Genomic DNA, 23543 nt, shown 5'->3' with positions numbered 1-23543 from the left:
GGATAGACCGGACAGTCCTTCAGGATATGGCCGTAATCCTTTCCTTTGGGGTGATTATGCAGGATCTCCTCCATGGTCATCTCCTCGCTATAGTCCAGAGGGACAAACCTGCGTTGAGGGCTCTCGCCGAAGTAGCGGAAGGGTGGCCGTACCCTGGATATGTCGTGCACTCCTATGGCCACCTTCCGCCGGTTCCTGCCTAGGCCCCAGTGCAGATCCTCTTGCAGCCCCATCAGGGACTCGATGGCCTCATCGGTGAACTCGAGACCCCGCACCACTGCACAGCCGATCAGAGGGCGCACCGATTTTATTGATTCCTCCACCTGAACGACGACAGGACCGGGGGAGACGCTGTAGCTGACTAGATCGGTCTTGATCCCCAGGAATCCTTGCATCGCTCTGGCCACCCCCTCCGAGCTATAGAGGTCCGGCCGGTCGGGGAAGAACTCCACATCCACATACTCCTCTTCCGCTCTCTTTCCTATGTCTGCACCCATCATGGCCAGCCTGCTCATGATCGTCTCTCGAGAGGCGCCAATCAGCCTCTCCATATCCTGATAATAAAGTCTGACAACGGGCATGGTATACTCCTCACAGCTTGATGGAAACCGGCGTCTGGCGTAGCCATTCGATATCCGATTGATAAAGCAGCCGGAGGTCCTTCAGCCCCAGCCTTAGCATGGCCACCCTGGAGACTCCCAGGCCCCAGGCCAAAACGGGATGATCGATGCCGAATGGGGCTGTAACCTCCTTTCTGAAAACACCTGCTCCACCCAGCTCCACCCATCCCAGGCCGTCGATATAGACCTCGGGCTCGACTGAAGGCTCAGTGTAGGGGAAGTAGCCCGGGCGGAAGCGCACCTCCTCAAATCCCATCTTTCCATAAAACTCCTTCAAGATGCCCAGGAGATGGCAGAAGCTCACGCTCTCGTCCATCACTATTCCCTCAAGCTGCTCGAACTCCGGGGTATGGGTGGAGTCTATAGCCTCCCGCCGGTAGACCCGATCGATTCCGAAGGCCTTGACCGGCGGCCGGGGATGCTCTGCCAGGTATTTGATCGTCACTCCGGTGGTATGGGTACGCAATACCTCCTGCTGGGCCACCTCCGGGCTCCAGCAGCCTCCCCATCCGGTAGACCCTACGCTGCCGCCACATTCATGCATCTCTTTGATCCGGGCGTAATCGGGGATATCCCCCTGGCTGTTCAGATAGAAGGTGTCCTGCATCTCCCTGGCCGGATGGTCCTGGGGCTGGAAGAGGGCATCGAAGTTCCAGAAGCTGGTCTGAACGATCGGCCCCTTGATCTCGACAAATCCCATCTCCAGCATGATCTCCCGCATGTTATCGATCAGTCGCTGGTAGGGATGCCTTTTTCCCGGAAAAATCCGATCGGCAGGGAGAGAGACGTCATAGGGGCGAGGGCGATAGACTGAGCCTCTGTAGCCCAGATATAAACCGTCCACATCATCCTGCCACTCCCCCGATTTTATCATCTCAGCAGTGAGAGCAGGCATATCCAGTACCTCTTTCTTTGTGCCGGAACGCTTTGGCTCGAGCTTTGTTATTGCCAGGCGGCCGGATTCGGTGATGATGTAGCGCCACTCTTTGCTCTTGCTGGAGGTGACAAGCCCCCGGCTTTTCAAAGCAGCGAGGGCCTTCTCGTCCCATTTGGGATTGGAGCTGACTCCATCTCTTAAAGCCTCCAGGATCAGCTCATCCTCGCCCTTGTCAGCGTCTTTTAGGGGTTTGATCAATCCCCCTTCGATCGTCGCCCAGCCCTTCTTACGCAGCCAGCCCAGGCCGATCTTGAGGGCAGGGTCCTTCATCTCGGACATGGGCATACCCCCTCCTAAAGATAGAAGGAGCCTTCTCTCTGGCAGGCCCTCCCTGGCATATGCAGCTCCCTCATCGGTGAGGGAAAAAGTCTCATCCACTGACTTATGCACCTGGATCAGGCCCTGCTCTGCCAGTAGATCGGCTGCCGCTCGGGCCGTCTCGATCTTCATCTGCTGCTCGTGGGCAACGCTCCCTGGATCTGAAAGTCCTTCTGATATCGCTTTCAGCACAAGATACTCGTTTTCTGATAAATCTGATGGCATAGTATCATCCCTGCTCTGATTGATTTTCGGGGCAACTGCCAGTTGCCCTTAAAAGAAAGAAAAGACTGTGTGGCTATAGACTCCCAAAGCACGCCCCTTCTGCTCTGAGAGCATGGTTCTATGATCGATAATTGGGACCTGTATTGTATTCAGAGGCACGTTTTTTCGGTTAGACTGATGATACATAAACTTGTCGAACGGCACATCCGATCAAGGAAGACAAAATGAATAGAAGTTTTGAGCCAAGAGATGATTTGCAGATATCGAAGAGGGCCTATATGGAAACAGGCTTGAAGGGAACAGCCTCAGAATTTCATAGGAATCAGCGTTAAGTATTTCTACAATTGACGGACTCCACTTTATCCCAATGCGATAGGGGTCTGAAAAACTGTGAACTGGCACACGATGACAACGGAAGAGGTCTTATCCAAGCTGGATTCCGACCAAAAAGGCATAAGCTCGACGCAGGCAAAAGAAAGGCTCTCCCAGCACGGCCCCAATCAGCTTGAAAGCCCTACCAAACCCTCACCATTGAAAATATTCATAGGCAAGTTCAAAGACTACATGGTCCTGGTGCTGATCTTTGCCGCTATCATCTCTTTTATCGCCGGAGAGACCACCAATGCCTATGTCATCTTGGGGATCGTCGTTTTAGTTGCCATCATCGGCTTCGTCCAGGAGTACAAGGCAGAGAAGGCTATGGAGGCGCTGAGGGAGATGGTGGCCCCAGAGGCGGATGTGATCAGAGACGGTCAGATGAGCACCATACCTGCTGCAGACCTTGTTCCAGGGGACGTGGTCTTCCTGGAGGCGGGGGATAAGGTGCCAGCCGACGGCCGCATCCTGGAGGTGACCTCCCTTCAGGTCATCGAGTCCTCTTTAACCGGAGAGTCCATGCCGGTGGAAAAGTTGGTCCAGACCCTGCCCGAGGATATGGCGCTGGCAGACAGGAAGAATATGGTCTTCATGGGGACCATCATATCTCAGGGCAACTGTCGGGCAATAGTCACCGCCACCGGTCTCGGCACAGAGCTAGGAAGGATCTCAGGCCTGATGAAGCAGGAGCAGGCCGAGCCGCCTCTCAAGATCAAGCTCCAGCAGCTGGCGAAAAGGCAGGCCTTTTTAGTGATGGTGATATCGGCGATCGTCTTCATCCTCATGTTCAGCCGGGGGTTGCCGGTCATAGATGCCCTCATCGCCTCCATCGCTCTGGCAGTAGCCGGCATCCCTGAAGCCCTTCCCTTCATAGTCACACTGGCCCTGGCCTTTGGAACCCAGGCCATGGCAAAGAAGAACGCCATCATCAGAAGGCTTCCCGAAGTGGAGACCCTGGGCTCGACCACGGTGATCTGCACCGATAAGACCGGTACTCTGACCACAGGAGAGATGACCCTTCGTGAGATCCGCACCTACAGAAAGATCGAGGTCACGGGGGCAGGATACGATCCATCCGGCCAGTTCATATCCCAGGGAGCAAAGCTCGAGCCCACAGAAGAGGACCTGGCGAGGATTCTCAAGATTGGAGTGCATGCCAACAACTCTGCCATAGAGAGGGCCAATGGCGGCTGGAGGGTGGTGGGCGATCCTACGGAGGGAGCGCTTATCGTGGCCGCCAAAAAAGCAGGGATTCTAGATAAGACAAGAGATGGAAGCAGCAGGTTCATTGAGTATCCCTTTGACTCCGAGCGCATGAGGATGACCACTGTGGACGAGGTTCATAGAGAGGGCTATATCGTCTCCATGAAAGGCGCTCCAGAGGTGGTGCTGAGCCACTGCACAAAGACCACGACCCCCAATGGGACGAAGACCCTGACGGACGAGGATAGAAGATCGATCCTGGCAGACGCAGACGATATGGCAGAGAATGCCCTGCGGGTTTTGGCCCTCGCCTGGAAGCCCATATCGAACAACGACCCGGTTGAAGTGGATTGCATGGAGTCCGGGCTGATCTTCGCCGGCCTGACTGGCATGATGGACCCACCGAGAAAGGAGGTTCCTGAGGCGATAAGAGTCAGCAAGATGGCGGGCATAAGAACGGTCATGATCACCGGAGATCACCGCCTGACCGCCAGGGCCATCGGAAGGGAATTGGGGATAGGAAACGGAGAGGTAATCGAAGGAGTCCAGCTCGATCGGATGAGCTCCGAGGATCTGCGTGAGCATATAGATGATGTATCAGTATTCGCCAGGGTCACCGCTGAGCACAAGGTCCGCATAGTGGAGGCCCTGAAAGCAAGAGGCCACATCGTAGCCATGACCGGAGACGGAGTGAACGACGCCCCTGCTCTGACGGCTGCCGATATCGGCGTAGCCATGGGCAGGACGGGCACCGAGGTCACCAAAGAGGCCTCGGATATGGTCATCGCCGATGACAACTTCGCCACCATCGTCAGCGCCATCGAGGAGGGGAGGAGGATATTCGACAATATCAGAAAAGGCACCTCCTATCTGCTCTCGGTCAGCTTTGCCGAGCTGGCCACCATCTTCTTCGCCGTTGCCCTGGGATTTCCCCTCCCCCTTCTGGCCGCCCAGATCCTGTGGATCAATGTGGTGGCAGAGGAGTTTCCCGCCATCGGCCTGGCCCTGGAGCCCTCTCACTCCGATATCATGAAAAGGAAGCCCCGTGATCCAAAAGAATCCATGCCCTCCCGGCCCCTGATGATCTACACCCTGGGAATTGCCGCCACCATTGTAGCTGGAACCCTGGGGATGTATATAATAACCCTGCAATCGAATCCTGATCTGAGCTATGCCCGGACGGTGGCATTCGTGGGCCTGGGCTTTTTCACGGTTTACAATGCCTACAGCAGCCGATCTTTGCAGGAGTCCGTCTTCAGGATGAATCCCCTGGGGAACAAGACCCTGCTCATAGGAATTGCAGCCTCAATTCTGGCCATACTGGCGGTGGTCTACATCCCCTTCATGCAGTTCATATTCGAGACCAGGCCGCTTACATCCGAGAGCTGGATTCTGATCCTGATAACCGGACTGGTGGTGGTCCTGGCAGCTGAGGTGATGAAAAAGATCCTCTCTGGATTGAGCTGAACGCCCTGAACGGGCGTCACCTTCTAAATCATTTGAATACCGAAACATTTATATCTCGGCAATTGCCGTATATAACTAATGGCAAAGGTCGAATCTCATTTCTTTCCCACCCGAAAGCCTGACTTTTGCCTCCCTCCTCATTACATACTTTGATCAGCATTCTTTTCATCTAGAACTCGGTCAGCCTCTTTTGTGTTGATCCTGTCAACAGCTCCGCCTTTTTGATCCAGGAGACTTCAGGGGTATGCAGCCGGCCAGCCATCACCTCTCGAGCGGAGGAGAGGGCGTCAAAGCGCGTGGGATCTGAGCTCATCGCCTTTCGCGCCACCTCCCTCACCACCCAGACCCCTAGAGGTATCCTGTAGTCCTCTGAGATCTCCCTTATCGCCAGCACCCCTGCCTGCCGACCCCAGCGAGAGAGATGCTCCAGCACGGCGAGCCGAGCGGCATAGTAACCGCCGGCCAGAGGGCTGTAGCCCTTTTTGGGACGGGCGTCCTCCCCGTCCCGGCCTATAAATCCCTCCTCCGCCCAGAGGGAATGAGGCCGCCAGATCTCAATCAGCTCGAAGCTGAAAGGCCGGGGAGAAAGGAGGACTTCAAAGTGGTTTCCCAGTTCCTCCCCAGAGAACAAATGGTAGCCTTTAACCTCGGGAAAATCAAGAACCTCATCCTTCAGGCTCTTGCCGATCATGTCGTCAGATGCCGTTATGGACCAGCGGGTGGGCACTAGCCTCCTCTTATTGCCGAGCAAGCCTATGGAGAGAAGTCGGGAGAGGTGATCGATATCTATGCCTGCAGAGTAAAGCTCCGCGATTGCCACATCGGCCGGAGCACCCCGGTCCAGGACGATCTGGTCCACCTTGCGGGGGATTAGGGGATTGGTGGTGATCTCCATCTTAGCCAACTCCCCGGATGGACCGGTGGGGGAGAGGACGCCATCGAACTGCAGCCTTCTCCGGGGCGGTTTGATGAAGGAGACCTCCGCTCCCACCGGGGCAGAGGACATAGCGATCTGCTGGCAGGCCTCCAGAAGCCTTCCAGGCTCGTCTGCCTCCATTACCCGAACCTTGGTCTCGGAACGGACCATCCCCATGCGGGCAGAGATGATCTCATCCATGTTCATCCCCAGATGAGGCAGCTCTTCGGCCCGGGCAGATGGGAGGACGGGCCCAGCTCTGACCAGGGGATAGCCGAATCGGCCCACGAAGACCTCCGGTGGGGTGAATCCCTCCATGCGACTGCCGATCTTGGGGAGGGATACCAGCTCCTCCAGCCGGCGGACTATGGGGCAGACCGGCTGGCCGCACTCTCCCCGGCCCTTGCAGGTGATGCAGCTCATAATTCTCCGTTCACTCTCATATGAAAAATGTCTTCCCTTCTTTCTGGGCAAGGCCCTTATAGGAAATATCCGCTATAATTTTTCTGTATGAACGAGAGGTTGATTCCGGCCATCGCCCAGGACTGGAGGACAGGAGAGGTGCTGATGCTGGCCTATATGAACGATGAGGCTCTGGCCAAGACCCAAGAGACCGGCAAGGCTCATTACTGGTCCAGATCGCGAAATAAGCTCTGGCTTAAAGGGGAGTCATCCGGCCACTTTCAGCTTGTCAGGGAGATAAGAGTGGACTGCGATGAGGACGCCATACTGCTCCTGATCGAGCAGGAGGGCGGTGCCTGCCATACCGGTTATAGATCCTGCTTTTATCGCACCATTGATGGCCGGGTGGTGGGAGAGAAGGTCTTTGACCCCCACGATGTCTATTGAGGAAAGCGAGGATGAATCCCGCCCAGGTCGATCCAGAACCGAGTTCCGACACCATCACGGACAGGTCCTATCCCCTTTATCGCAGCCCTCTGGTCCGGGCGGATGCCAGGCTGGAGGGGGATCGGGTGAAGATCAGGGTTACAGGACCACTTGCCAGCTTGCCCGCTATCAGATCCAGCATGGAGCTTTTCGATGGCCAGCTGGCGGTGCGGGCAGGAACAGAGCAGCTCTCCCTATCAACCTGGATTCCTCCCCTGCCAGGCAAAGCATTTGACCGGCTGGCAAATAGTCGCATCCGGGCTCTCATGGGCCTGCGCACCCCGGACCAGGTGACAATCTCCATCACCGAGGAATGCCCTAACCGCTGCTCGCATTGCGCCCTGCCCAACTCCGGAAACCGGCTGTGCCTCGATCCGAACGCAGTCCAAGACCTCATAAGCCAGGTTCTGGACATGGGAACCTCCCTGGTGATATTCGATGGGGGAGAGCCGACCCTATATCGAGAACTGCCGGAGCTGGTGAGACATGTGGACGACAGAGCCATATCCACCCTCTTCACCTCTGGAGCGGGATTTACCCTCTCCCTGGCAGAGCGGCTAAAAGATGCTGGCCTTTATGCGGTCAATGTCAGCCTGGACAGCCCCCTGGCTGAGGAGCACGATGCCATGCGGGGAAGGGAGGGCGTCTTCTCCGAGGCGATGCAGGCGGTGAAAAATGCCCTTCTGGCTGGACTGTTGGTTGACCTTTATGTCGTAGTTCGCCGGGAAAACCTCTGCCATCTGGAGAGGTTTCACCAGCTGGCCAGAAGCACAGGAGCGCATGAGCTGACACTATTCGAGGTGGTATCCACTGGCCGCTGGTCCGGTCGCGAGGGCCTGGCCCTGACCTCTGCGGAGCACGCCCATCTGGCGGAATTCGTCTCCTCCAGGGGAGCGCCCAGGATCTTCTCCGTTCCCGACGCCTATCGACGCTTTGGCTGCTTTGCGGCCAGAAGCTGGATGCATGTAACTCCCTCAGGAGAGGTCTATCCCTGCTCCTGCTACCCGGAGTCCTGGGGCAACATTATGAAAGAACCGATGAAGAGAATCTGGCAGCGAATGGGACGATTTCCGCACAAAGGGAAGAAGATATGCCCTATGAGGAAATAAAACAATTTTTCTGCCATTAAACAAGATTTTAACTGTTCAAGGAGGAACATGAGCAGGATTAAAATTAAACGGAATTTTCATAAGTCCCCTACAATCAATAGATCTATATAGGACATTAATCATGAACAATCTTGATCTAACCATGGATTTGACACCTGTTCAAAGAGATATACTAACCGCGCTGATCAACATCTATCGTGTTGAAGGAAGAGCAGTTAAGGGCGAAGAGATCGCCGAGCTTATAGACCGCAATCCGGGAACCATCCGAAATCAGATGCAATCCCTGAAAGCCCTCAATCTGGTGGAGGGGGTGCCTGGCCCCAAGGGGGGCTACAGGGCCACAGGATCCGCCTATGAGGCGCTCAATGTCGAGGCCACGGGGGATGTGGTGACCGTACCCGTTCTCAGGAATGGCGTGCTAATGGAGGGAACCACCGCCAGCGAGATCATATTCAACAAGGTGATGCACACTCAGCTATGCGATGGCGTGATCCGAATCATCGGCAACATCAGAGACTTCAATGTGGGCGATGAGGTAGAAGTGGGACCCACTCCCGTCAACAAGCTCTACATTCGGGGCACCGTCCGGGGCAGGGATGACACCATGAGCCGGCTGATGATCCACGTGGACGCGATGATATCCGTGCCCAAGTTGGCCATCAAGAAGATCGCCCGTCGCGCAGTGCGCATTCCCCCTGGAGCTTCCATGCAGGAGGCAGCGCGCATTCTGGTGCACAACGGCGTTCAGGAGGCACTCGTCGAGGACAGCTCCCCGGGGATGGTCAACCAGACGGACATCGTCCGGGCGATAGCGGACGGAAAGGGGGATCAGGAAGCGAGAGAGTTCATGAGCCGGGGATTTTTGACCATCGACTCCGAGGATACCATCTACGAGGCGATCAAGATGCTGGGCAAGACCGGCTCTGGCCAGCTGGTAGTCTCAGAGGACGGCACCCTCTGGGGATTCGTCTCCCCAGCGGACCTGATCAAAACCCTCACTCCTGCCTGATCTCAGTTCCACTGTGCCCCCCCAGGGCACCTTTTTTCAGGTTTTCGATTTTTTTTCCGAAGACGATGGTGGTGGGAATCCGGCTTCGCTCTATGATCTTGGCCGCCAGGGGATCGACAGGGGAGCGGGAGCCGGCTTTCATATCCGTCTGGGCGGCCATTCTCGACAGCTCTCCGTGGGTCATACTGGCGATCCTCTCCGCTTTAGGATCTTTTTCCGGATCAGCGGTGTAGACTCCGTCTACGGAGGTGGCGATGATCAGCCGGTCCGCGCCCACATACTCCGCCAGCAGGGCGGCTACGGCGTCTGTGGTCTGGCCCGGGGCCACTCCGCCCATGACCACGATCCTGCCGGGGCTAGCCAGGCGAGCAGCCTGGGCATAGGTCTCCGGGATCTCCTGGGGGGCAGCTCGTCCGAGGGCAGCGATGAGCAGAGCGGAGTTGAGCTTTGTCGCCCCGATGCCGATGAGGTCGCAGAACATCTCTGAGGCGCCCAGATCGCGGGCCTTCTCGATGTACTCGCGGGCAATCCTGCCCCCGCCCACCACGACGTAGATCTGGTGCGCTTTTGCTAGCTCTTTTAAGGCATCGGCGTACTCCTGCAGGCTTTTTGCATCGCGGCCGGCGAGGATTGAACCTCCCAGGGAATAGACAAGTATCATGAGGAGGGGCTAGCGGCGGGAGGGGATAAAAAGGTTGCTGGGGCACAAAATTCGCTGTCTGGATCTGCCAGAGCGCTTGAAAGGAAGGCTCTTGGATAAAAACGATATCCCACATTTAATTAAAGAATGGAGAGGATGATCCACCTCTCAATAGGGGCGACCACAGCATGGGCAAATCCCACCGCTGCCTCCTCCACCACAATTGCCCACATAGAAGGTCAGAGTATCGCTATAAGGACCGTTATCTATCTTATATCTCATTCTATGTGTTCCTGATGTATCGGCGAAGAACCAGGCTCGATATTGCCTAAATGCTACCACAGTTCCATAATAGTAGGTGCGGACCTGATTGTTCGGATAAAGTTCCTCCATGATTAATTGTCCGGAATCTGAAGGTATAAAGGACAACCTGGCATAACGATTGCATGGAATATTGACTGAACGCCAGTTCTGGCTGCCATCTCGAGAGACAATCCAGAAAATGTTCCTACTACTACCTCCCGCGGCCATTGAATATGCTATATCGCGTTTGGCATATTGAGCAGAGTCTTCTTCAATTAATGTAGATGAGCTTTCTGAGATACTGCTCGGGAAGACGGCTTCATCACTTGATGTCATCTCTGCAGGAATTGGAGACCCCCAGGAATCGCTTCCGCCGTAATCATTGCTGCTCGATCCGCTATTACCATCTCCACCGCCTGAACCGCCATCCCAGCTTTCTGTGTCGCCATCCCAACTACCGGCTCCTTCATCCACCCAGCCGCCATCACCCCAGCCGCTGCTGTCGTCCCAAGGCTGTGCCGCATAGATTGCTGCCGTCGATATCATCAAAGCAAAAAACAAAGAAATTTTTACAATGCCGATCATGCCTTTCCCTCCAATATATAACTATTAATGAGCATGATAGTATTTAAGTCTGTTGTCAATTTAACCTAACAGGGATTGGCCAAAAATTTTTAAAAAAATGATATCGAAGGCTCTATGCCCTCTTGTCCAGTGCCTTGACGACCTCGCCGAAGATAGCCTTGATGTCGCCCACGCCAAGCACCGTGGCCACAATGCCACGCTTGTTGTAGTAGTCGATCAGGGGCTGGGTCTGGGCGTGATAGGCAGACAGCCTCTGCTTGACCGTCTCCTCGTTGTCATCCGCCCTCTGGTAGAGGTCCGCTCCGCAGGCATCGCACTTTCCTTCAACCTTTGGCGGATTGAACTGAACGTGATAGGTGGTGCCGCACTTGCACATCCTTCTTCCTGTGACCCTCTTGACCAGTTCCTCATCGGGAACATCGATATTCAAGACCACATCGATCTTCTGGCCCAGAGTGGGCAGAATTTTGTCCAGAGCCTCCGCCTGGGGCATGGTTCTGGGGAATCCGTCCAGCATCCATCCGCCCTTAACGTCATCCTTAGCCAGGCGATCTTTGATGATATCGATCAACAGGGCATCCGGAACCAGCTTTCCTGCATCCATGAACTTCTTGGCCTCAACCCCCAGGGGGGTGCCGCTGCGGACGTTCTCCCTCAGAATGTCACCGGTAGAGACGTGGGTGACCTTGTACTTGTCGGCAATCATCTTAGCCTGTGTGCCCTTGCCGGATCCCGGCGGGCCGAGCAGTATAATATTCATTTATCCAATCCTCCTATTCCCATAACCCAGCAGCTATTTGCTGCTTTTGAGCGCTGAAAGAGTACAATCCCCAGACTAAAAAACCTTTTCCATTGACCCCAAATGAGGAGGAACTCTAAAAAAATGCTGCCGCCCCGGTCATCACCAGGCCGGAGAACACCGGTATGGAGAAGTTATCATCAAGGCTATTGCCGTTTATGATCACTGCCACGCCGTCGGCAATCGTTGCCGCAGCCGCTCCTGCCAGATAGACCGGAAAGGAGAGTTGGGTGATGCCCGAGACCAGATATCCGATCAGAAGACAGCTGGAGAACATGACGGCCATGATCGGAAGGGACTTGCAGCCCCACATCTTCCTTCTGCCTCGCACATCGGCGTTGGCCAGAATCGATCCTGCGAGGCCGCTGATGGTGTCGCCCAAAGAGAGAAACAGCACGGCGTTCAATGCTATCATCTTAGGAAGAAAAACGACGCACAGGAGGCAGCCAGTGATGTAATAGACGAAGCTGGCCACCTTGTGCTCCTCCTGGGCTCGCACCTCTGGAAGGCGGATTTTTCCCTTCAGCCTCTGCCACTCTAGAATCAGAGAGATAGCCAGAGCAAGGGCCACAAAGGCGATGGTAAAGCTCCTGCCCAAGAGCAGAAGAGAGAGAGGGACAGAGAGGCCAGAGAGGTGAATGGCCTTTCTTCTCGCCTCCCCTATTAGCTTTTTCTGCCAGTCGGCGACGATATCAGGCAGGGATAGGACTCCCACCGAACGCTCCTTTCCCGAGATATCCATTTTCCACTCGCCTTTTTCCAATCAATCACTCTTTGCTGAACGGACCGGATCGCCAGCATCCTGGAACAGAAGATCCCCATTGAGAAGGGCCTGCAACTTGTCGACAACCTGCCAGCGAGCAACCCTGACCTGGCTCATGCTATCCCTATCCCTGATGGTGACAGTACCCTCTTCAATGGTCTCATAGTCAATAGTGACCTCATAGGGGGTCCCGATCTCATCATTGCGCCGGTAGCGCCTTCCGATGGACCCCGAGGTGTCATAGTCAGTTCGCATGCCCCGGGAACGCAATTCCTCCAGGATCTTCTTTGCTGGTCCGACCAGCTCGCTTCTATCCATTAAGGGCAGAACCGCCACCTCAATTGGCGCAACCTGAGGCTTGAACCGGAGAACCGCTCTCTTCTCTCCATCGATCTCATCCTCATAGTAGGAGTGATCCAGGATGGAATAGAGTATCCGATCGATGCCAAAGGAGGGCTCTATCACATGAGGCACCACCTCCTCTCCCCGCACCTCCTCCTCCACGCTCTCAAAGGAGACCAGACTTCGGTCGATATCTATCGTCCCCCCATCAACATATACCTGAATCTTCTCACCGGCCAATTGCTCTGGTGCCAGAGCGCGAAGGGCTTCTCCAACCGCTTTGGCCTTCGACTTGAACATCGGCCCCAAAGCCTTGAAATCAGGCTTGACCACGGTCTTCTTCCTCTTCTTCGGCTGGTCATAGTTCACAAAGACAGAGAGGTTCACCTTGCTGACTGTTGTATGGGCTTTGAGGTCATAGTCGGTCCTGTCTGCCACCCCCACCAACTCTATCCAGCCCAGACGGTCCAAAAGGACCTCCGCATCCCAGCAGTCAGCAGCATAATGGGCCATCTCATCGGACTTGTGCTGTCGGAAGCGGAGCTTTTGCGGGTCTATGCCCACCGCCAGGAGGTACTGATAGGTCCTGGCCACATAATAGGCCAGGGTCTGGTGAGCGACAACTCCCCTCTCCACCGCTTCGCCAAAGCTCATCTCCTCCTCCACCCCCTTCTCCTGCGCCTCCTGGGAGTAGAACTTCATCCGGATTGCCTTGACCTCATCGAATCTAGGATGGGTCTTGTCTCTGGGATCGATGAAGATCTCCGCCTCGGCCTGGGTGAACTCCCTCAATCTGATCACTCCCTGGCGGGGGGAGATCTCATTTCGATAGGACTTGCCGATCTGCACTGCCGCGAAGGGAAGAGCCCCCCGGAAGTAGCGCAGGAGCCGGGGGAAGTTGATGAACATCCCCTGGGCAGTCTCCGGCCGCATGTAGCCGGTCATCTTGTTTCCTGGGCCGATCATGGTCTTGAACATTAGATTGAACTCATAGACGCTGGAGAGCTCGCCGCCGCACTCCGGGCAGGTGATTTCATTCTCCTGCATGCAGCGATAGATCTCATCATTCGTCAGGGCATCGGGAACCTCTATGATATGCTTTATCAGGTGATCCGCCCGGTATACCTCCTTGCATTCTTTGCATCCGGTGAGGGGATCGGAAAAGCCGCTCAGATGGCCTGAAGCCTGGAAGATGCCCTCCACCCCGATGGTTGGGGCCTCGATCTCTGCAAACCCTTCGGCAATTACGAAGTACTGCCGCCAGATGTCTTCAATGCGCCTCTTGAGGGGTGCTCCCAGAGGGCCGTAATCATAAAATCCCGCGGCTCCGCCATAGAGCTCGAAAGCGGGCCAGAGAAAGCCACGCCTGCGGGCAAGCTCATTTACCAACTCATTCCTGTCCATTTCCCAATCCTCGGTATGGTTTCAGAATACCGGGGGTGATTTAATCTTTGTTATTAAAAAAGAGGGCGTTTTGCATATCTCTGGATAGGCCGATATCATCCCTTTGCTTTGTCTGGATTTTTGCCACTCTATCTAGCAGGAGGCAGAGAACGCCAGGAGCATAACGAAGGCAGCCATAACAGTACATAGGAGGATTACATCCCCATACTTGCCGTGCATAATCCTGCTGAGGCCCAAAAGTATGCCCTTTTGACCCCCATCTCCAAGCTCAATCCCCTGACCCCAAATCTCACTCATCTGCTGCATGTAATCCACATGGTACGGAATGATTTAAGTAATTGTTTTTCACATTGGCTTTCTATTAGAGCATTGTCCCCTCATTTTAGATCATATGAGTTTCATATTGCCCTTGTCTAGGCATAATATGTAAAATTACTCGCTGATTATCATCGATTCCGCGATATGCGGCAGATCACTGAACGGGCCGAAGAAAAATAATCAGGGCAGGACGACATAGTCCCGCCCATTGTGGACCTCTTTCATCCACCTCAGTCTATCTTCACCTCTTTTCCTTTTCTCTTCTCCTTTTTATCCAGCTCCAGAGTGAGTATGCCGTTCTTGTAAGAGGCCTTGGCGCTATCCGGATCTATGGTGGAGTCCAGATATATCATTTTGTAGAACTTCTTCTCGTCATCGGTCTTGATCTCCACGCTGTCATCCGCTACATCCAGCTTTACCTTCTCCTTTTCAACTCCTGGGAGCTCGACGAATACCTTGAACTTGTCCTTCTCGCTCATGACGTCGACCAATGGCTCTCTGCCCTCGCTGGGCTCAATTCCCCGATGAGAGGGCTTGATGTTGCCAAACTCCTGGAATATGGGCTCCTTTCCCGGCTCTGCAGTGTAGCTGAAGCCATAAACGAAGGGGCCATAGCGGCGAGATACGCCAGAGGGAGTCTTCTCCTCCCGAACAAGTTCATTGAACTCCGAGGGCATGGATTCCTCGAACCTCTGGATCATGCTCTCAAAGGGCTCTTTGAACCAATCATCCTCGAACCTCTCCTTTCTCTCGAAGGGGAAGCCCTTTGTGAAACTCTCAAATATATCGAATATAGATGGATATTTCTTGTCCCACATATCTATTTCACCTCACAATTACTTTTGCATACTAACCATAGGATAGTGATAGGATATAAATTTTTGCTTTCTCATCCCGTCTCAGCTAATACATGGTTTAGGCCACATCCCCTTTGAGCACGCGAGCATCCGGGGAAGAACAACAATGTTCAATAGGAAGGAGAGATTAATAACAATAGCTATTAAGCAGCAAATGGCCGGAACAGGTGGATGAAGAAGATACAGCCAGAGTATTTTATTTAAAAAGGATGTGAGTTCTTATGGTTTATGGCTTGGTTCAGTTTGAGGCGGAGATCCAGAGCTTGAATCAGATCCGGTCCAGAGTGATCTACGCAGAATCGGATGGCCCCTGGATTGAGGGGAGGGTGGAGGACCTTATGGTCCACTTCACCTATGCCAGCTGGACGGCATATAACCTTGGCTATGCATTATCTATGTTCCTCTCCAGCAAAGAAGAAGACCTGGGCAGGAGCATATCGGAGATGATGACCAGAATGATCTCCTCCATGGGGGCAATCCAGCTGGCAGAGATCAGGCTCACCCCAGAGGCCATCAATGAACTGAAGAAAGATCGCATTGAGCCATAATTCAAGACGAGAGAATAGCCCGGCCAGGATTCGAACCTAGGTAAGGAGGTCCAGAGCCTCCTGTGATTGACCGCTACACTACCGGGCTTCGCCACTAACCTTGCAACAGGTAGTTATTAATCTATCGATCCGCTGCCTCTGAGCCTGGTGAGCGACTGCGAACGGCATGGCCGTTCTCAATGGCTATTTGATCCTGGCGTCCACCACAGAGTGAACCACTCCTGGAGAGTACTTCTTGACCCGGATACAGCCTAAAATCTCAGATCGCCTCCCTAAAGCTCTTGCTGCCTCCTCAATGTCGCATACCGCTCTTTTTGGGTGCATCCAGGAGGGCACAGTCTGATGATAATGCAGCACCCCGCCGGAGCGCAGAGCCCCGATCCCCTTCAGTAGATATCGATCCGTTACCTGAACCATGCCCATCACCACCCTATCAGCCACCCCCTCGGGGGTCACTTTCGCGCAATCACCCAGAACGGGCTCCACGATCTTCTCTACCCCATTCTTTTTGATATTCAGACAGAGGTAGTGGTAAGCATTGGGGTTCAGCTCAATGGCCAGGACCTTCCTGGGCTGGGAATGGACGGCCATGGGAAGAGAGAAATAGCCGATACCAGCGAACATGTCCACCACGTACTCTCCCCGGCCGAGATTGCCCATGCGCATGCGCTCATTCAGATTGCCTGCTGAGAACATCACCTTCCTGGCATCAAGATGAAAAGTGACCCCATTCTCTCGATGCACAGTCTCCGTTCTTGTGCCTGCGATGAGCTCCCGCACCGGCTCTCTGAAAGGGCCCTCTATGCCATAGTCGCGCAACACTGTATGACAGCGAGGATAAAAGTTCAAAAGGGCCTGTGCTATGCGGTCCTGGTAAGAGTCAAGGCGAGGATGGATCTTGACCACTATCACATCCCCCTGGATATGCCATCCACGAGGAAGAAGCTCCATCTCCTCTGGCAACAGCTGATCATTCATAGCTTCTGCCAGATCTGGAGCCCTTCGATAGTAAATGGGGCTATCCTGGGATATGACAAGCAAACCGGGGATGTTGCACCTGACCGGTATCTCCACATAACCGCCCTTCTCTACCACCTTGCGGCCGCGATCAAGGAAGCCTTGAGCTATGACCATTTTCAGAGTAGCTGGCACATCCTCTCTCTTCGACCTCACCGCCAGAAGGGGCGGACTAGGATTTTTCGGCGTAGCTCTGCTCAAACTTCACGCCATCCCCAGTCAGATTCAAGCTCAAGATCAGGGTATCATTCTTGCGAGTGACAAGGTAATCCTGGCTATGGACCTGCAGGCTGGTATCATAATCCTCAGTGCCCGAAAAGTTAAGGGTCAGAGGGATCTGGGACCAGTTGTTAAGCAGATAGATCTTCACGCTGGCGTCTGTGCTGGTGTTCATCCTCACCAGGGTGTCAGTACCATGAGCTATGGTGACGATTCCTCCCCTGGCGCTTATGCTCTCATCGATGTTTGAGGGCAGCTTCATCTCAATTAGATTGGGCATCCCTTGAGGATTGCTTATGTCAAAGCCCAGGTAGCTTTCGTTGCTGGAATTGATAAGATAGGCAGAATAATCAACAAAAATCAGAGGCTTGCTTGATGAATTGGAGGGAAAGCCGCCGGATAAGATATAGCCTCCCAACGCCATCAGCATGATCAAACCAGCCAGAGCTGCTACTATCATCTCTTTGCTCATTCTTCCTTTCGCAGGGAGCGATGGTGGCTCTTTTCCCGAGGATGGGGCAAAGGTGGCGGTGGCAGAGGGCTTTGGAGGAGCGGCTTCTTCCGCCTTCGCGACGGGAGGTTCGGGCAAGTCAGCTTCCTCATCCTCAGTTGCGGTTGTATTCGCGGCCTTTTCGAATAGACGGGAATAGGATTCCGGCCTGGGCTCAGGTGCGGCTTTGTCTTCGGGTTCCGCTGAAAATTCTATATCCTCCTCCGTCTCGAAGGAGGCAGCTTCCCCTTCCTCGGTGGGGGGCACCGTCGGCTCGGCAAGAGAGGGGGTCTTCCTGCGGGTGGGGAGGACCACCGCCCCTTCATCGAAGTTCAGAATCAGATCGGTATACGTTCCCGTGGAATCCACGAACTTGAGGGCGCGCGGAACCAGGTAAGAGACGCCGGATATCTTGACCTCCTCGAAGAACTCGGTGTTCTTCATCAGGCGATCCTTGAATGCATAGACGGCACCGCTCTCCATCTTTGCATCGATCTCGCTTAAGCTGGGGAAGCGGTCCTCCTGCGCAGCCAACTCTTTGGTGGCGACGACATAAGCCTCGAAGAAAACCCGGCTCATTCGATTGAGCCTGTTGGTGTAGCGCCTATCGAAGAGGAAGGAGAAGCTATCTCCTTTGAGCTGCAAGCTCTCTTCGCGCGAATGCCGCCAGGCAGAGAAAGAGACGTCCATTAGATATGCATATCTTCAATCCAAATAAGTATTTTATGTATGGCCAGATTGAATTTCTCCGCTCCAGAGATAGAAATCGTGATCAATACCGTGAATAGATCTCATATAAATCTCGTATGACAGCTATCTTTAAATCTCGCCGGAAAAAATATGGAGTCGATGAAACACTTGGGATTGGTGTGGGTTCTTTTGCTCCTGGGGATTGGAGCGATAATGGGACCGGCTACGGCACAGCTGACGGCCGGCCAGAGCGTCCCTCCATCGTTGAACTTGGGCGATAGTGCAATGGTTACAGTTACGCTGACCTATTACGGCAATAATGCCACTCAGGCGGTAATCACTCCCGGACTTCCTCCGGGGATTGAGACCAGCTATTCACAAGGCCAGACAGCAGAGCTATATCCTGGCATGACAGCGCCCATCAGCTATCCCATAAGAGCAATTCAGTCTGGCACGTATATTATAGCTTCTCATGTATCGTATTCCGAAGAGGGAACCTGGAGGAATTTGTGGCTGGAGTCGCCTCTCACAGTAATAGGACAGCCAACGCCGCAACCCGGCCAGATGGATCCCGCTGGCATGGGGCCTCTGTTTGGGGATAGTCCACAGGGGATGAATGAATCTGAATCATATCCCCCCGATTCTATGCCGCCAAATCAGAGCACTTGGGAGCCTATCATCCCGGATGGCAATGGCGATGCCCCCCCAGAGGATACTCCTCATTTACCGGACCAGACACCGGATCAGATGCCTGAGGCAGATAAGAATTGAAGCCACTGAAATAGAGCCCCAGGATTTGAAGCACTGACCCTGAAGACAACGCGGATTGTATGCTCCAAAAGCCTTGATCCCAAGGCAGAATCCCAGCAAACCAATCTTTAAATCTCTTATCATTCCGCCTTTTTCTTATCGAGTCCCAGATCGCTGCGATCATAGAGCGCCTGCAGGGAGAAGCCGCGCTCTTCGATAACCTCCCGTCCGCCCTCCTCGCGGTCGAGTATGGTCAGTGCCTGAACCGGCTCATAGCCGGCAGCGGCGATCCGGTCAATGGCCCTTAATAGTGAGGCTCCGGAGGTTACCACATCCTCCACCACCGCTACCTTTGACCCCTTCTCCAGCGCCGGCCCTTCCACATAGCTCATGGTGCCGTGCTTCTTGGGCTCCTTTCGCACGATCAGCGCTGCCAGCCCTCTGCCTTGCAGATGGCTCAGGACGGATATGGATGAGACAATGGGGTCTGCTCCCAAGGTTAGCCCGCCGATGGCCGATACCTGCGGATGGATCTGCTCCAGCATCAGCTTGGCGGTAAGATAGGCCCCTTCCGGGCTCAATGTGACCCTTTTGCAGTCCATGTAGTAGTCGCTCTTCCTGCCCGAGGAGAGAGTGACCGGCCTTATCTCCAGCGATCTCTCAATCAGCAGCTCGAGGAGTCGATCTCTATCATTCACTTTCAAATCCCTCTTATTCTGAATGCATAGCTGAGGAAGAGGTGATAATCCTTGCTGTCCTGAATTGATAGATGCCGGTCAAATCGATCCATGCGGGTCAGATTGGCCAATCCCCAGCCGCCTTTATCTCCGCCAAGAGGCCTAGATCGGTTCCATCCAGCAGATAGAGGCGTGCGTGCTCCATATTGGCCATCGCCAGGAGGGGACCACGCATATCCTCTGCCGGCTCATTGAGGGCCAGTCCTCCACAAAGAGGATTGAAGGCAGGCATGATGATGATCTCCCCAGAAGAGGCAAAACCGTAATGCTCCTCTACCACCTCCGTTTGTATGGGCGCTCTGGCCCAGACTGGATGGGTCTGGAAGTTGCCCAGGGGATCCTTGAGCCGCACTGCAGGGTGAAGATGAGCCGCTACCATAAACCCAGAACGTACGACCTTTTCCTCCGGCCAGGTATGACCATGAAAGTAGCCCCTGCCTTCCCGCACAATTCCAGTGGAGGGATGGACTCTAACCCCCAGGGGGGCCATGTCCGCCAGGTTGCTGTCATGGTTTCCCGAGACTATATCCACTCTCACCTGGGCAGATAGCTGACGGAGGAAATCAGGGACCTCTCGCTTCTCCTGCCAGCTCGTCTTGGGCACATTGTGCTTCAGGTCCCCCAAAATCAGCAGCCTATCAGGCATAATCATGTCCAGGTACCCTTTCAGGAGAGCGAGGATCTTTCTGGTCTGGCTGGGAATGGATACTCCTCCCAGCCACAGCTCATGCTCCAGGCCCAGGTGGAGGTCGGAAGCAATGAGAAGCCGCTCCTTTCCCTCTGCCAGGAGGAGAGGGGCGCCAAAGACTGGAGCAATGGAATAAGCAGGAGAGTCAGAATCCGGAGCGCTCAATCCAGCTGCCTCTCTAGCTCGGAATAGAGCTCATCGATATTCGAGGATATGCTCAGGCAGGAGAATTCTATCATCAAGTTGACCCGGGATCGTTCAGACTCCCCCGCTTTTCTGATATCCGTCCTTATTCCCAGAACTTTTTTTCCCTGAAGGAAGAATCGGCCGATCTCCCAGGCAGTGCCGTCATCCACTAAAGGCCCGTCTAGGATGGCCACCATCAGATCGCAGCGGTCCAGAGCTCTCAGGTTCTCCCCGAAGATCTCCTCCGGCTCCAACTGATTTATTGATAGCTCATAGGGCCATATGACCTGAACGCCGGCATTTGCCAGCCTCTCGCGCAGAAAGGAAGAGAGCTCTCTTCCCCAGGCGATCTCGCCCGCGGAGAAAAGGGGACCCGAGAGATAGATCTTATGCCGGCAGCCCATATCCGCCATCGTTCTCCCTCAGGCAGGGGAAGCGGCCGCTGCTAGCCTAGACCTGACAAAATCCCTGTCCAGGCTGGCCAGGAACCAGCCCACCTTCGGACCCTGCCTGTCTCCCAGGAATGTCAGGTATATCGCCTGGAAGAACTTCTTGGAGTCCAGGTTCATCTCCTTGGCCACGACATAGACCAGATCGTGGATCTCGGCGGCGGTCTTATCCTCTATCCTTCCGGCGAGCAGGCCCAAGGCCTGGCGTTCGGCGGGGGAGAGGTTGTTTACCGCAGCAGGAAGCGTCTCCTGAAGCTGGAACTTGACATATTTGGGAGCATACTTCTGCAGCCAGACCTGCACGTTCCTTGCTCTGCCCAAGATCTCCTCCCTTCGGGATATGACATCATAGCCGGATCTCTTCAGGGCGACGAAGAGCTGTTCCTCATCTCCCCGGGCGATCTGGACGGCAGTGACCATATGCCTGAATGGTATCTCGAAGGGGCCGCTCTTACTGACGTTGGAGAGCTCGATGGCCCTCTCATCCCCTTTTCTCTGGTCGTACTCGTCCACAAGGCTCAATAGCGGCAGGCCGGGGTCAAACTCGATGTGCTTTTCCGGCTTGTTCCGGATGATCAGGTAACGCAGGACCTCGGGCGGGACGACGTCCAGCATCTCCTGGATGGTGACTACAATCCCGGTGGAGCTGTGCATGGCTCCCACTCCCTTGAGGTGGATCCATTCGTAGACCATGGGGAAAGGAGCGGGATAGCCATAGATCTCCTCGCTGATCCTCTTGCCGGTATCGTATGAGCCGCCCGCAGTGGCATGATCTTTGCCGAAGGGCTCCACAGTCACCCGGAATATGGGCCAGCGAGCCGGCCAGTCCACTCGCCAGACCAGCTTTCCCCCGCCTGCCATGGAGACAGTGCCCTGGCTGCCGCAGGAGCAGACATAGTCCACTGTCTCGGCATCCAGGTCGAATCCCGTAACGTGAGTGGTGTTCGTCCGGCCGCAGACCTTGCAGATGGCATCAAACGGGCTCCAGCCCTCGGGGACTGCGCGGCCACTGACCTCTTTCAGTATGCGAGCTATGTCGTCCTTCCGGGAGAAGGCGGTCTTGATGGCATCGTTGTATTTGCCCTCTTTGTAGAGGACATCTGCCCGGTAGACCTCCGGTTTTATGCCGAGCCTTTTCATGCTCTTCAGGAAGGGAGTGAGGAAATGGTCGGCATAGCTGGCGCAGCAGCCCTCAGGGCAGGGTATCTGGGAGAGGGGCTTGCCTATATGCTCATTGAAGCTCTCCGGCAGGAAGGGGTAGAGCCGGCGCAGCCGGTCGAAGGTGTCGGCGATGTAGATCAGACGCGCTTGTACCCCTCTGTCCAGGAGAGCGCGATAGACGGCCTCTGCGGTCATGACCTCGCGCATGTTGCCGATGTGAACCGGTCCGGAGGGGGTAATGCCGGTGGCGATGGTATGGGGGCCAGAGCCTTCCAGCTTCTCGGCTATGACATCAGCCCAGTGAATAGACATGTTCCGCAATCGATGCAAGGAGGAGATATTAAGCTTCCGTTGTCATCCTCTGAGGGCCAGAAGTCTCATAGAGAGCTTATTAAGCAAGAGGGCAGCTATCCAGGCTGATGCCCTCTATCGAACGTCCCGGCCTGGATGAGTACTTTATGGAGATAGCCATAGTGGTGGCCAAGCGCTCCACCTGTCTGCGTAACCAGGTGGGAGCTCTCTTTGTGAAGAATAAGAGGATCCTGACCACGGGGTATAACGGCGCGCCTGCGGGTCTCGAGCACTGCGATGTGGTGGGTTGCGCCCGGGAAGGTGTCCAGAGCGGCACCCGCCACGAATTATGCCGGGCGGTGCATGCCGAGCAGAACGCCATCATCCAGGCGGCAATGCACGGCATCTCCATCGAGGGAGCGACGCTCTACTGCACCCACCAGCCCTGCATCCTCTGCGCCAAGATGATGATCAACGCCCGGGTGGCCAAGGTGGTCTACCTGCACTGCTACCCCGACCAGACGGCCCTGGAATTCCTCGAGCAGGCGGGAATTGAGGTGGTGAGGGTGGAGGAAGAAGTCTTGATATAAAGCATTGGAGCTATCAGAACAGATAGCTAAATCCCACCTCCCACAACTGACAATTTTGCCTGCATTTCCGGAGTCAATTGCTTGACAAGCTCTGCATCGTATGAACCAGTGGACATTGGATCTGGTGTCATGTTGAATATCTGCCGAGTTGCTGCCGCATAAGAACGCGATATTGCAGCGAGCGACCCCTCTCGGACTGCCGGATCAACATCGGTCACAAAGATTGAAACCGTATTGTCGCTGTTGAGTACAATCTCGAAAGTGCGCAGCTGCTGCGGGAAATCCCTTAATGATGCGGTTTCAACCTCCCAAAAGCCGAGTTCAGGACGGGCGGCATCCGGGACTTTAGTGCGGTAACGATATTGAGATGACGATGTCCCGCGATCCACAGGATGAGATTGGGGTATTCATGGAGTTTGGAAATCAGTTGCGCTTCGGATATTGGAGCTGCTGGGTTCCAACCCATCATTGAATCTGCCTGTTCGAAGCCCATCGGTCAACAATCCCAGGGTTATCTCCAGAGCCCTTTAGAAGCATTCTCCGGCGTTCTGGAGCTATAGCAATCGTTAAGAACAATTGGGCTAGATATAGGAAAAAAAGAAGGTCAATTCGCCCCCACCGACTACCTTAAATCTTCACACCCGACACA

The 23543-nt window shown here is 54.7% G+C and carries 23 protein-coding genes, 1 tRNA gene and 1 pseudogene; 7 read left to right on the top strand and 18 right to left on the bottom strand.

Going from position 1 to position 23543, the window contains the following annotated elements; translation table 11 throughout:
• Together pheT and BP727_RS04695 are read right to left on the bottom strand one after the other, a co-directional pair.
• Positions 1 to 581 (bottom strand): annotated as a pseudogene (pheT, locus tag BP727_RS04700) (phenylalanine--tRNA ligase subunit beta); the annotation flags it as partial.
• A gap of 10 nt (positions 582 to 591) precedes the next feature.
• On the bottom strand, positions 592 to 2100 hold the full coding sequence (locus BP727_RS04695) for a phenylalanine--tRNA ligase subunit alpha (RefSeq protein WP_273278238.1): 1509 nt from the start codon (positions 2098 to 2100) through the stop codon (positions 592 to 594).
• Positions 2101 to 2505: 405 nt separating this feature from the next.
• Between BP727_RS04695 and BP727_RS04690 the strand changes: the two genes are divergently transcribed.
• Positions 2506 to 5145, top strand: a complete 2640-nt coding sequence (locus tag BP727_RS04690; RefSeq protein WP_286857621.1) for a cation-translocating P-type ATPase — start codon at positions 2506 to 2508, stop codon at positions 5143 to 5145.
• Between the two features lie 169 nt (positions 5146 to 5314).
• On the opposite strand, the gene BP727_RS04685 is transcribed toward BP727_RS04690, so the two are convergent.
• Complete coding sequence (locus tag BP727_RS04685) at positions 5315 to 6484, bottom strand: Nre family DNA repair protein (protein WP_286857620.1); 1170 nt, start codon at positions 6482 to 6484, stop codon at positions 5315 to 5317.
• 87 nt (positions 6485 to 6571) lie between these two features.
• On the opposite strand from BP727_RS04685, the gene hisI reads away from it, so the two are divergent.
• The 3 genes from hisI to BP727_RS04670 all read left to right on the top strand — a co-directional run bounded on the left by hisI (position 6572) and on the right by BP727_RS04670 (position 9067).
• Positions 6572 to 6910 carry a phosphoribosyl-AMP cyclohydrolase gene (hisI, locus tag BP727_RS04680; RefSeq protein WP_273278235.1) on the top strand — a complete coding sequence of 113 codons (339 nt, stop codon included), beginning with the start codon at positions 6572 to 6574 and terminating at the stop codon, positions 6908 to 6910.
• 11 nt (positions 6911 to 6921) lie between these two features.
• On the top strand, positions 6922 to 8058 hold the full coding sequence (locus BP727_RS04675; protein WP_273278233.1) for a radical SAM/SPASM domain-containing protein: 1137 nt from the start codon (positions 6922 to 6924) through the stop codon (positions 8056 to 8058).
• 121 nt (positions 8059 to 8179) lie between these two features.
• A complete protein-coding gene (locus tag BP727_RS04670; RefSeq protein WP_013719578.1) occupies positions 8180 to 9067 on the top strand; it encodes a CBS domain-containing protein in 888 nt (295 codons plus the stop codon).
• Here BP727_RS04670 and pyrH read toward each other — a convergent pair.
• From pyrH to hsp20, 7 genes are all read right to left on the bottom strand, one after another.
• Positions 9054 to 9728, bottom strand: coding sequence for a UMP kinase (gene pyrH / locus BP727_RS04665; RefSeq protein WP_273271555.1), 675 nt, complete (start codon positions 9726 to 9728; stop codon positions 9054 to 9056). The genes BP727_RS04670 and pyrH overlap by 14 nt on opposite strands.
• 147 nt (positions 9729 to 9875) lie before the next feature.
• Positions 9876 to 10595, bottom strand: a complete 720-nt coding sequence (locus BP727_RS04660) for a hypothetical protein (RefSeq protein WP_273278231.1) — start codon at positions 10593 to 10595, stop codon at positions 9876 to 9878.
• Positions 10596 to 10707: 112 nt separating this feature from the next.
• Entirely contained in the window at positions 10708 to 11355 is a 648-nt protein-coding gene (locus BP727_RS04655) for an adenylate kinase (protein WP_013719575.1), read from the bottom strand.
• Between the two features lie 115 nt (positions 11356 to 11470).
• On the bottom strand, positions 11471 to 12136 hold the full coding sequence (locus BP727_RS04650) for a diacylglycerol/polyprenol kinase family protein (protein ID WP_273278230.1): 666 nt from the start codon (positions 12134 to 12136) through the stop codon (positions 11471 to 11473).
• Positions 12137 to 12157: 21 nt separating this feature from the next.
• Complete coding sequence (glyS, locus tag BP727_RS04645) at positions 12158 to 13903, bottom strand: glycine--tRNA ligase (protein WP_286857613.1); 1746 nt, start codon at positions 13901 to 13903, stop codon at positions 12158 to 12160.
• A 132-nt stretch (positions 13904 to 14035) separates the two neighbouring features.
• A complete protein-coding gene (locus tag BP727_RS04640) occupies positions 14036 to 14200 on the bottom strand; it encodes a hypothetical protein (protein WP_157863741.1) in 165 nt (54 codons plus the stop codon).
• 251 nt (positions 14201 to 14451) lie between these two features.
• Positions 14452 to 15039, bottom strand: coding sequence for an archaeal heat shock protein Hsp20 (hsp20, locus tag BP727_RS04635; protein ID WP_048132188.1), 588 nt, complete (start codon positions 15037 to 15039; stop codon positions 14452 to 14454).
• Between the two features lie 260 nt (positions 15040 to 15299).
• On the opposite strand from hsp20, the gene BP727_RS04630 reads away from it, so the two are divergent.
• A complete protein-coding gene (locus BP727_RS04630) occupies positions 15300 to 15626 on the top strand; it encodes a hypothetical protein (protein WP_013719571.1) in 327 nt (108 codons plus the stop codon).
• Between the two features lie 15 nt (positions 15627 to 15641).
• Here the strand turns inward: BP727_RS04630 and BP727_RS04625 are convergent.
• The 3 genes from BP727_RS04625 to BP727_RS04615 all read right to left on the bottom strand — a co-directional run bounded on the left by BP727_RS04625 (position 15642) and on the right by BP727_RS04615 (position 18042).
• Positions 15642 to 15714 (bottom strand) — tRNA-Gln (locus BP727_RS04625).
• Between the two features lie 95 nt (positions 15715 to 15809).
• A complete protein-coding gene (locus BP727_RS04620) occupies positions 15810 to 16799 on the bottom strand; it encodes a class I SAM-dependent methyltransferase (RefSeq protein ID WP_286857607.1) in 990 nt (329 codons plus the stop codon).
• 16 nt (positions 16800 to 16815) lie between these two features.
• Positions 16816 to 18042 (bottom strand): hypothetical protein, encoded by a 1227-nt coding sequence (locus BP727_RS04615; protein WP_286857605.1) that lies wholly within the window; start codon positions 18040 to 18042, stop codon positions 16816 to 16818.
• A gap of 159 nt (positions 18043 to 18201) precedes the next feature.
• On the opposite strand from BP727_RS04615, the gene BP727_RS04610 reads away from it, so the two are divergent.
• Positions 18202 to 18813, top strand: a complete 612-nt coding sequence (locus tag BP727_RS04610; RefSeq protein WP_273278222.1) for a hypothetical protein — start codon at positions 18202 to 18204, stop codon at positions 18811 to 18813.
• 119 nt (positions 18814 to 18932) lie between these two features.
• Here BP727_RS04610 and pyrE read toward each other — a convergent pair whose 3' ends face one another.
• From pyrE to lysS, 4 genes are all read right to left on the bottom strand, one after another.
• Positions 18933 to 19490 (bottom strand): orotate phosphoribosyltransferase, encoded by a 558-nt coding sequence (pyrE, locus tag BP727_RS04605; RefSeq protein ID WP_273278221.1) that lies wholly within the window; start codon positions 19488 to 19490, stop codon positions 18933 to 18935.
• Positions 19491 to 19587: 97 nt separating this feature from the next.
• Positions 19588 to 20382 (bottom strand): metallophosphoesterase, encoded by a 795-nt coding sequence (locus BP727_RS04600; RefSeq protein ID WP_286857602.1) that lies wholly within the window; start codon positions 20380 to 20382, stop codon positions 19588 to 19590.
• The gene (locus BP727_RS04595; RefSeq protein WP_013719565.1) at positions 20379 to 20816 is read right to left on the bottom strand and encodes a nucleoside 2-deoxyribosyltransferase; all 438 of its coding nucleotides are present in this window, start codon (positions 20814 to 20816) and stop codon (positions 20379 to 20381) included. The genes BP727_RS04600 and BP727_RS04595 overlap by 4 nt, the downstream gene beginning before the upstream one ends.
• A gap of 9 nt (positions 20817 to 20825) precedes the next feature.
• Positions 20826 to 22325 (bottom strand): lysine--tRNA ligase, encoded by a 1500-nt coding sequence (gene lysS, locus BP727_RS04590; protein WP_286857601.1) that lies wholly within the window; start codon positions 22323 to 22325, stop codon positions 20826 to 20828.
• Between the two features lie 107 nt (positions 22326 to 22432).
• Between lysS and BP727_RS04585 the strand changes: the two genes are divergently transcribed.
• Positions 22433 to 22894, top strand: coding sequence for a deoxycytidylate deaminase (locus tag BP727_RS04585; protein ID WP_273278216.1), 462 nt, complete (start codon positions 22433 to 22435; stop codon positions 22892 to 22894).
• A gap of 26 nt (positions 22895 to 22920) precedes the next feature.
• Here the strand turns inward: BP727_RS04585 and BP727_RS04580 are convergent, their stop codons facing one another.
• Positions 22921 to 23283: a hypothetical protein gene (locus BP727_RS04580; protein WP_273278215.1), complete on the bottom strand. Its 363-nt coding sequence runs from the start codon at positions 23281 to 23283 to the stop codon at positions 22921 to 22923.
• Between the last annotated feature and the right edge of the window lie 260 nt (positions 23284 to 23543).

It is taken from the genome of Methanosaeta sp. UBA356 (assembly GCF_002496465.1).
Lineage (GTDB): Archaea > Halobacteriota > Methanosarcinia > Methanotrichales > Methanotrichaceae > Methanothrix > Methanothrix soehngenii.
The sequence above is the reverse complement of the archived record's forward strand: the minus strand, read 5'-3'. Positions and strand labels throughout refer to the sequence as shown.

Coding starts and splice junctions, on each gene's coding strand:
- BP727_RS04695 (WP_273278238.1), bottom strand. CDS start 2,100: ATGCCATCAGATTTATCAGAAAACGAGTATCTTGTGCTGAAAGCGATA.
- BP727_RS04685 (WP_286857620.1), bottom strand. CDS start 6,484: ATGAGCTGCATCACCTGCAAGGGCCGGGGAGAGTGCGGCCAGCCGGTC.
- BP727_RS04660 (WP_273278231.1), bottom strand. CDS start 10,595: ATGATCGGCATTGTAAAAATTTCTTTGTTTTTTGCTTTGATGATATCG.
- BP727_RS04630 (WP_013719571.1), top strand. CDS start 15,300: ATGGTTTATGGCTTGGTTCAGTTTGAGGCGGAGATCCAGAGCTTGAAT.
- hisI (WP_273278235.1), top strand. CDS start 6,572: ATGAACGAGAGGTTGATTCCGGCCATCGCCCAGGACTGGAGGACAGGA.
- BP727_RS04595 (WP_013719565.1), bottom strand. CDS start 20,816: ATGGCGGATATGGGCTGCCGGCATAAGATCTATCTCTCGGGTCCCCTT.
- BP727_RS04690 (WP_286857621.1), top strand. CDS start 2,506: ATGACAACGGAAGAGGTCTTATCCAAGCTGGATTCCGACCAAAAAGGC.
- BP727_RS04610 (WP_273278222.1), top strand. CDS start 18,202: ATGAAACACTTGGGATTGGTGTGGGTTCTTTTGCTCCTGGGGATTGGA.
- BP727_RS04585 (WP_273278216.1), top strand. CDS start 22,433: ATGCCCTCTATCGAACGTCCCGGCCTGGATGAGTACTTTATGGAGATA.
- BP727_RS04655 (WP_013719575.1), bottom strand. CDS start 11,355: ATGAATATTATACTGCTCGGCCCGCCGGGATCCGGCAAGGGCACACAG.
- lysS (WP_286857601.1), bottom strand. CDS start 22,325: ATGTCTATTCACTGGGCTGATGTCATAGCCGAGAAGCTGGAAGGCTCT.
- BP727_RS04615 (WP_286857605.1), bottom strand. CDS start 18,042: ATGGACGTCTCTTTCTCTGCCTGGCGGCATTCGCGCGAAGAGAGCTTG.
- glyS (WP_286857613.1), bottom strand. CDS start 13,903: ATGGACAGGAATGAGTTGGTAAATGAGCTTGCCCGCAGGCGTGGCTTT.
- BP727_RS04650 (WP_273278230.1), bottom strand. CDS start 12,136: ATGGATATCTCGGGAAAGGAGCGTTCGGTGGGAGTCCTATCCCTGCCT.
- hsp20 (WP_048132188.1), bottom strand. CDS start 15,039: ATGTGGGACAAGAAATATCCATCTATATTCGATATATTTGAGAGTTTC.
- BP727_RS04675 (WP_273278233.1), top strand. CDS start 6,922: ATGAATCCCGCCCAGGTCGATCCAGAACCGAGTTCCGACACCATCACG.
- BP727_RS04670 (WP_013719578.1), top strand. CDS start 8,180: ATGAACAATCTTGATCTAACCATGGATTTGACACCTGTTCAAAGAGAT.
- BP727_RS04640 (WP_157863741.1), bottom strand. CDS start 14,200: ATGAGTGAGATTTGGGGTCAGGGGATTGAGCTTGGAGATGGGGGTCAA.
- pyrH (WP_273271555.1), bottom strand. CDS start 9,728: ATGATACTTGTCTATTCCCTGGGAGGTTCAATCCTCGCCGGCCGCGAT.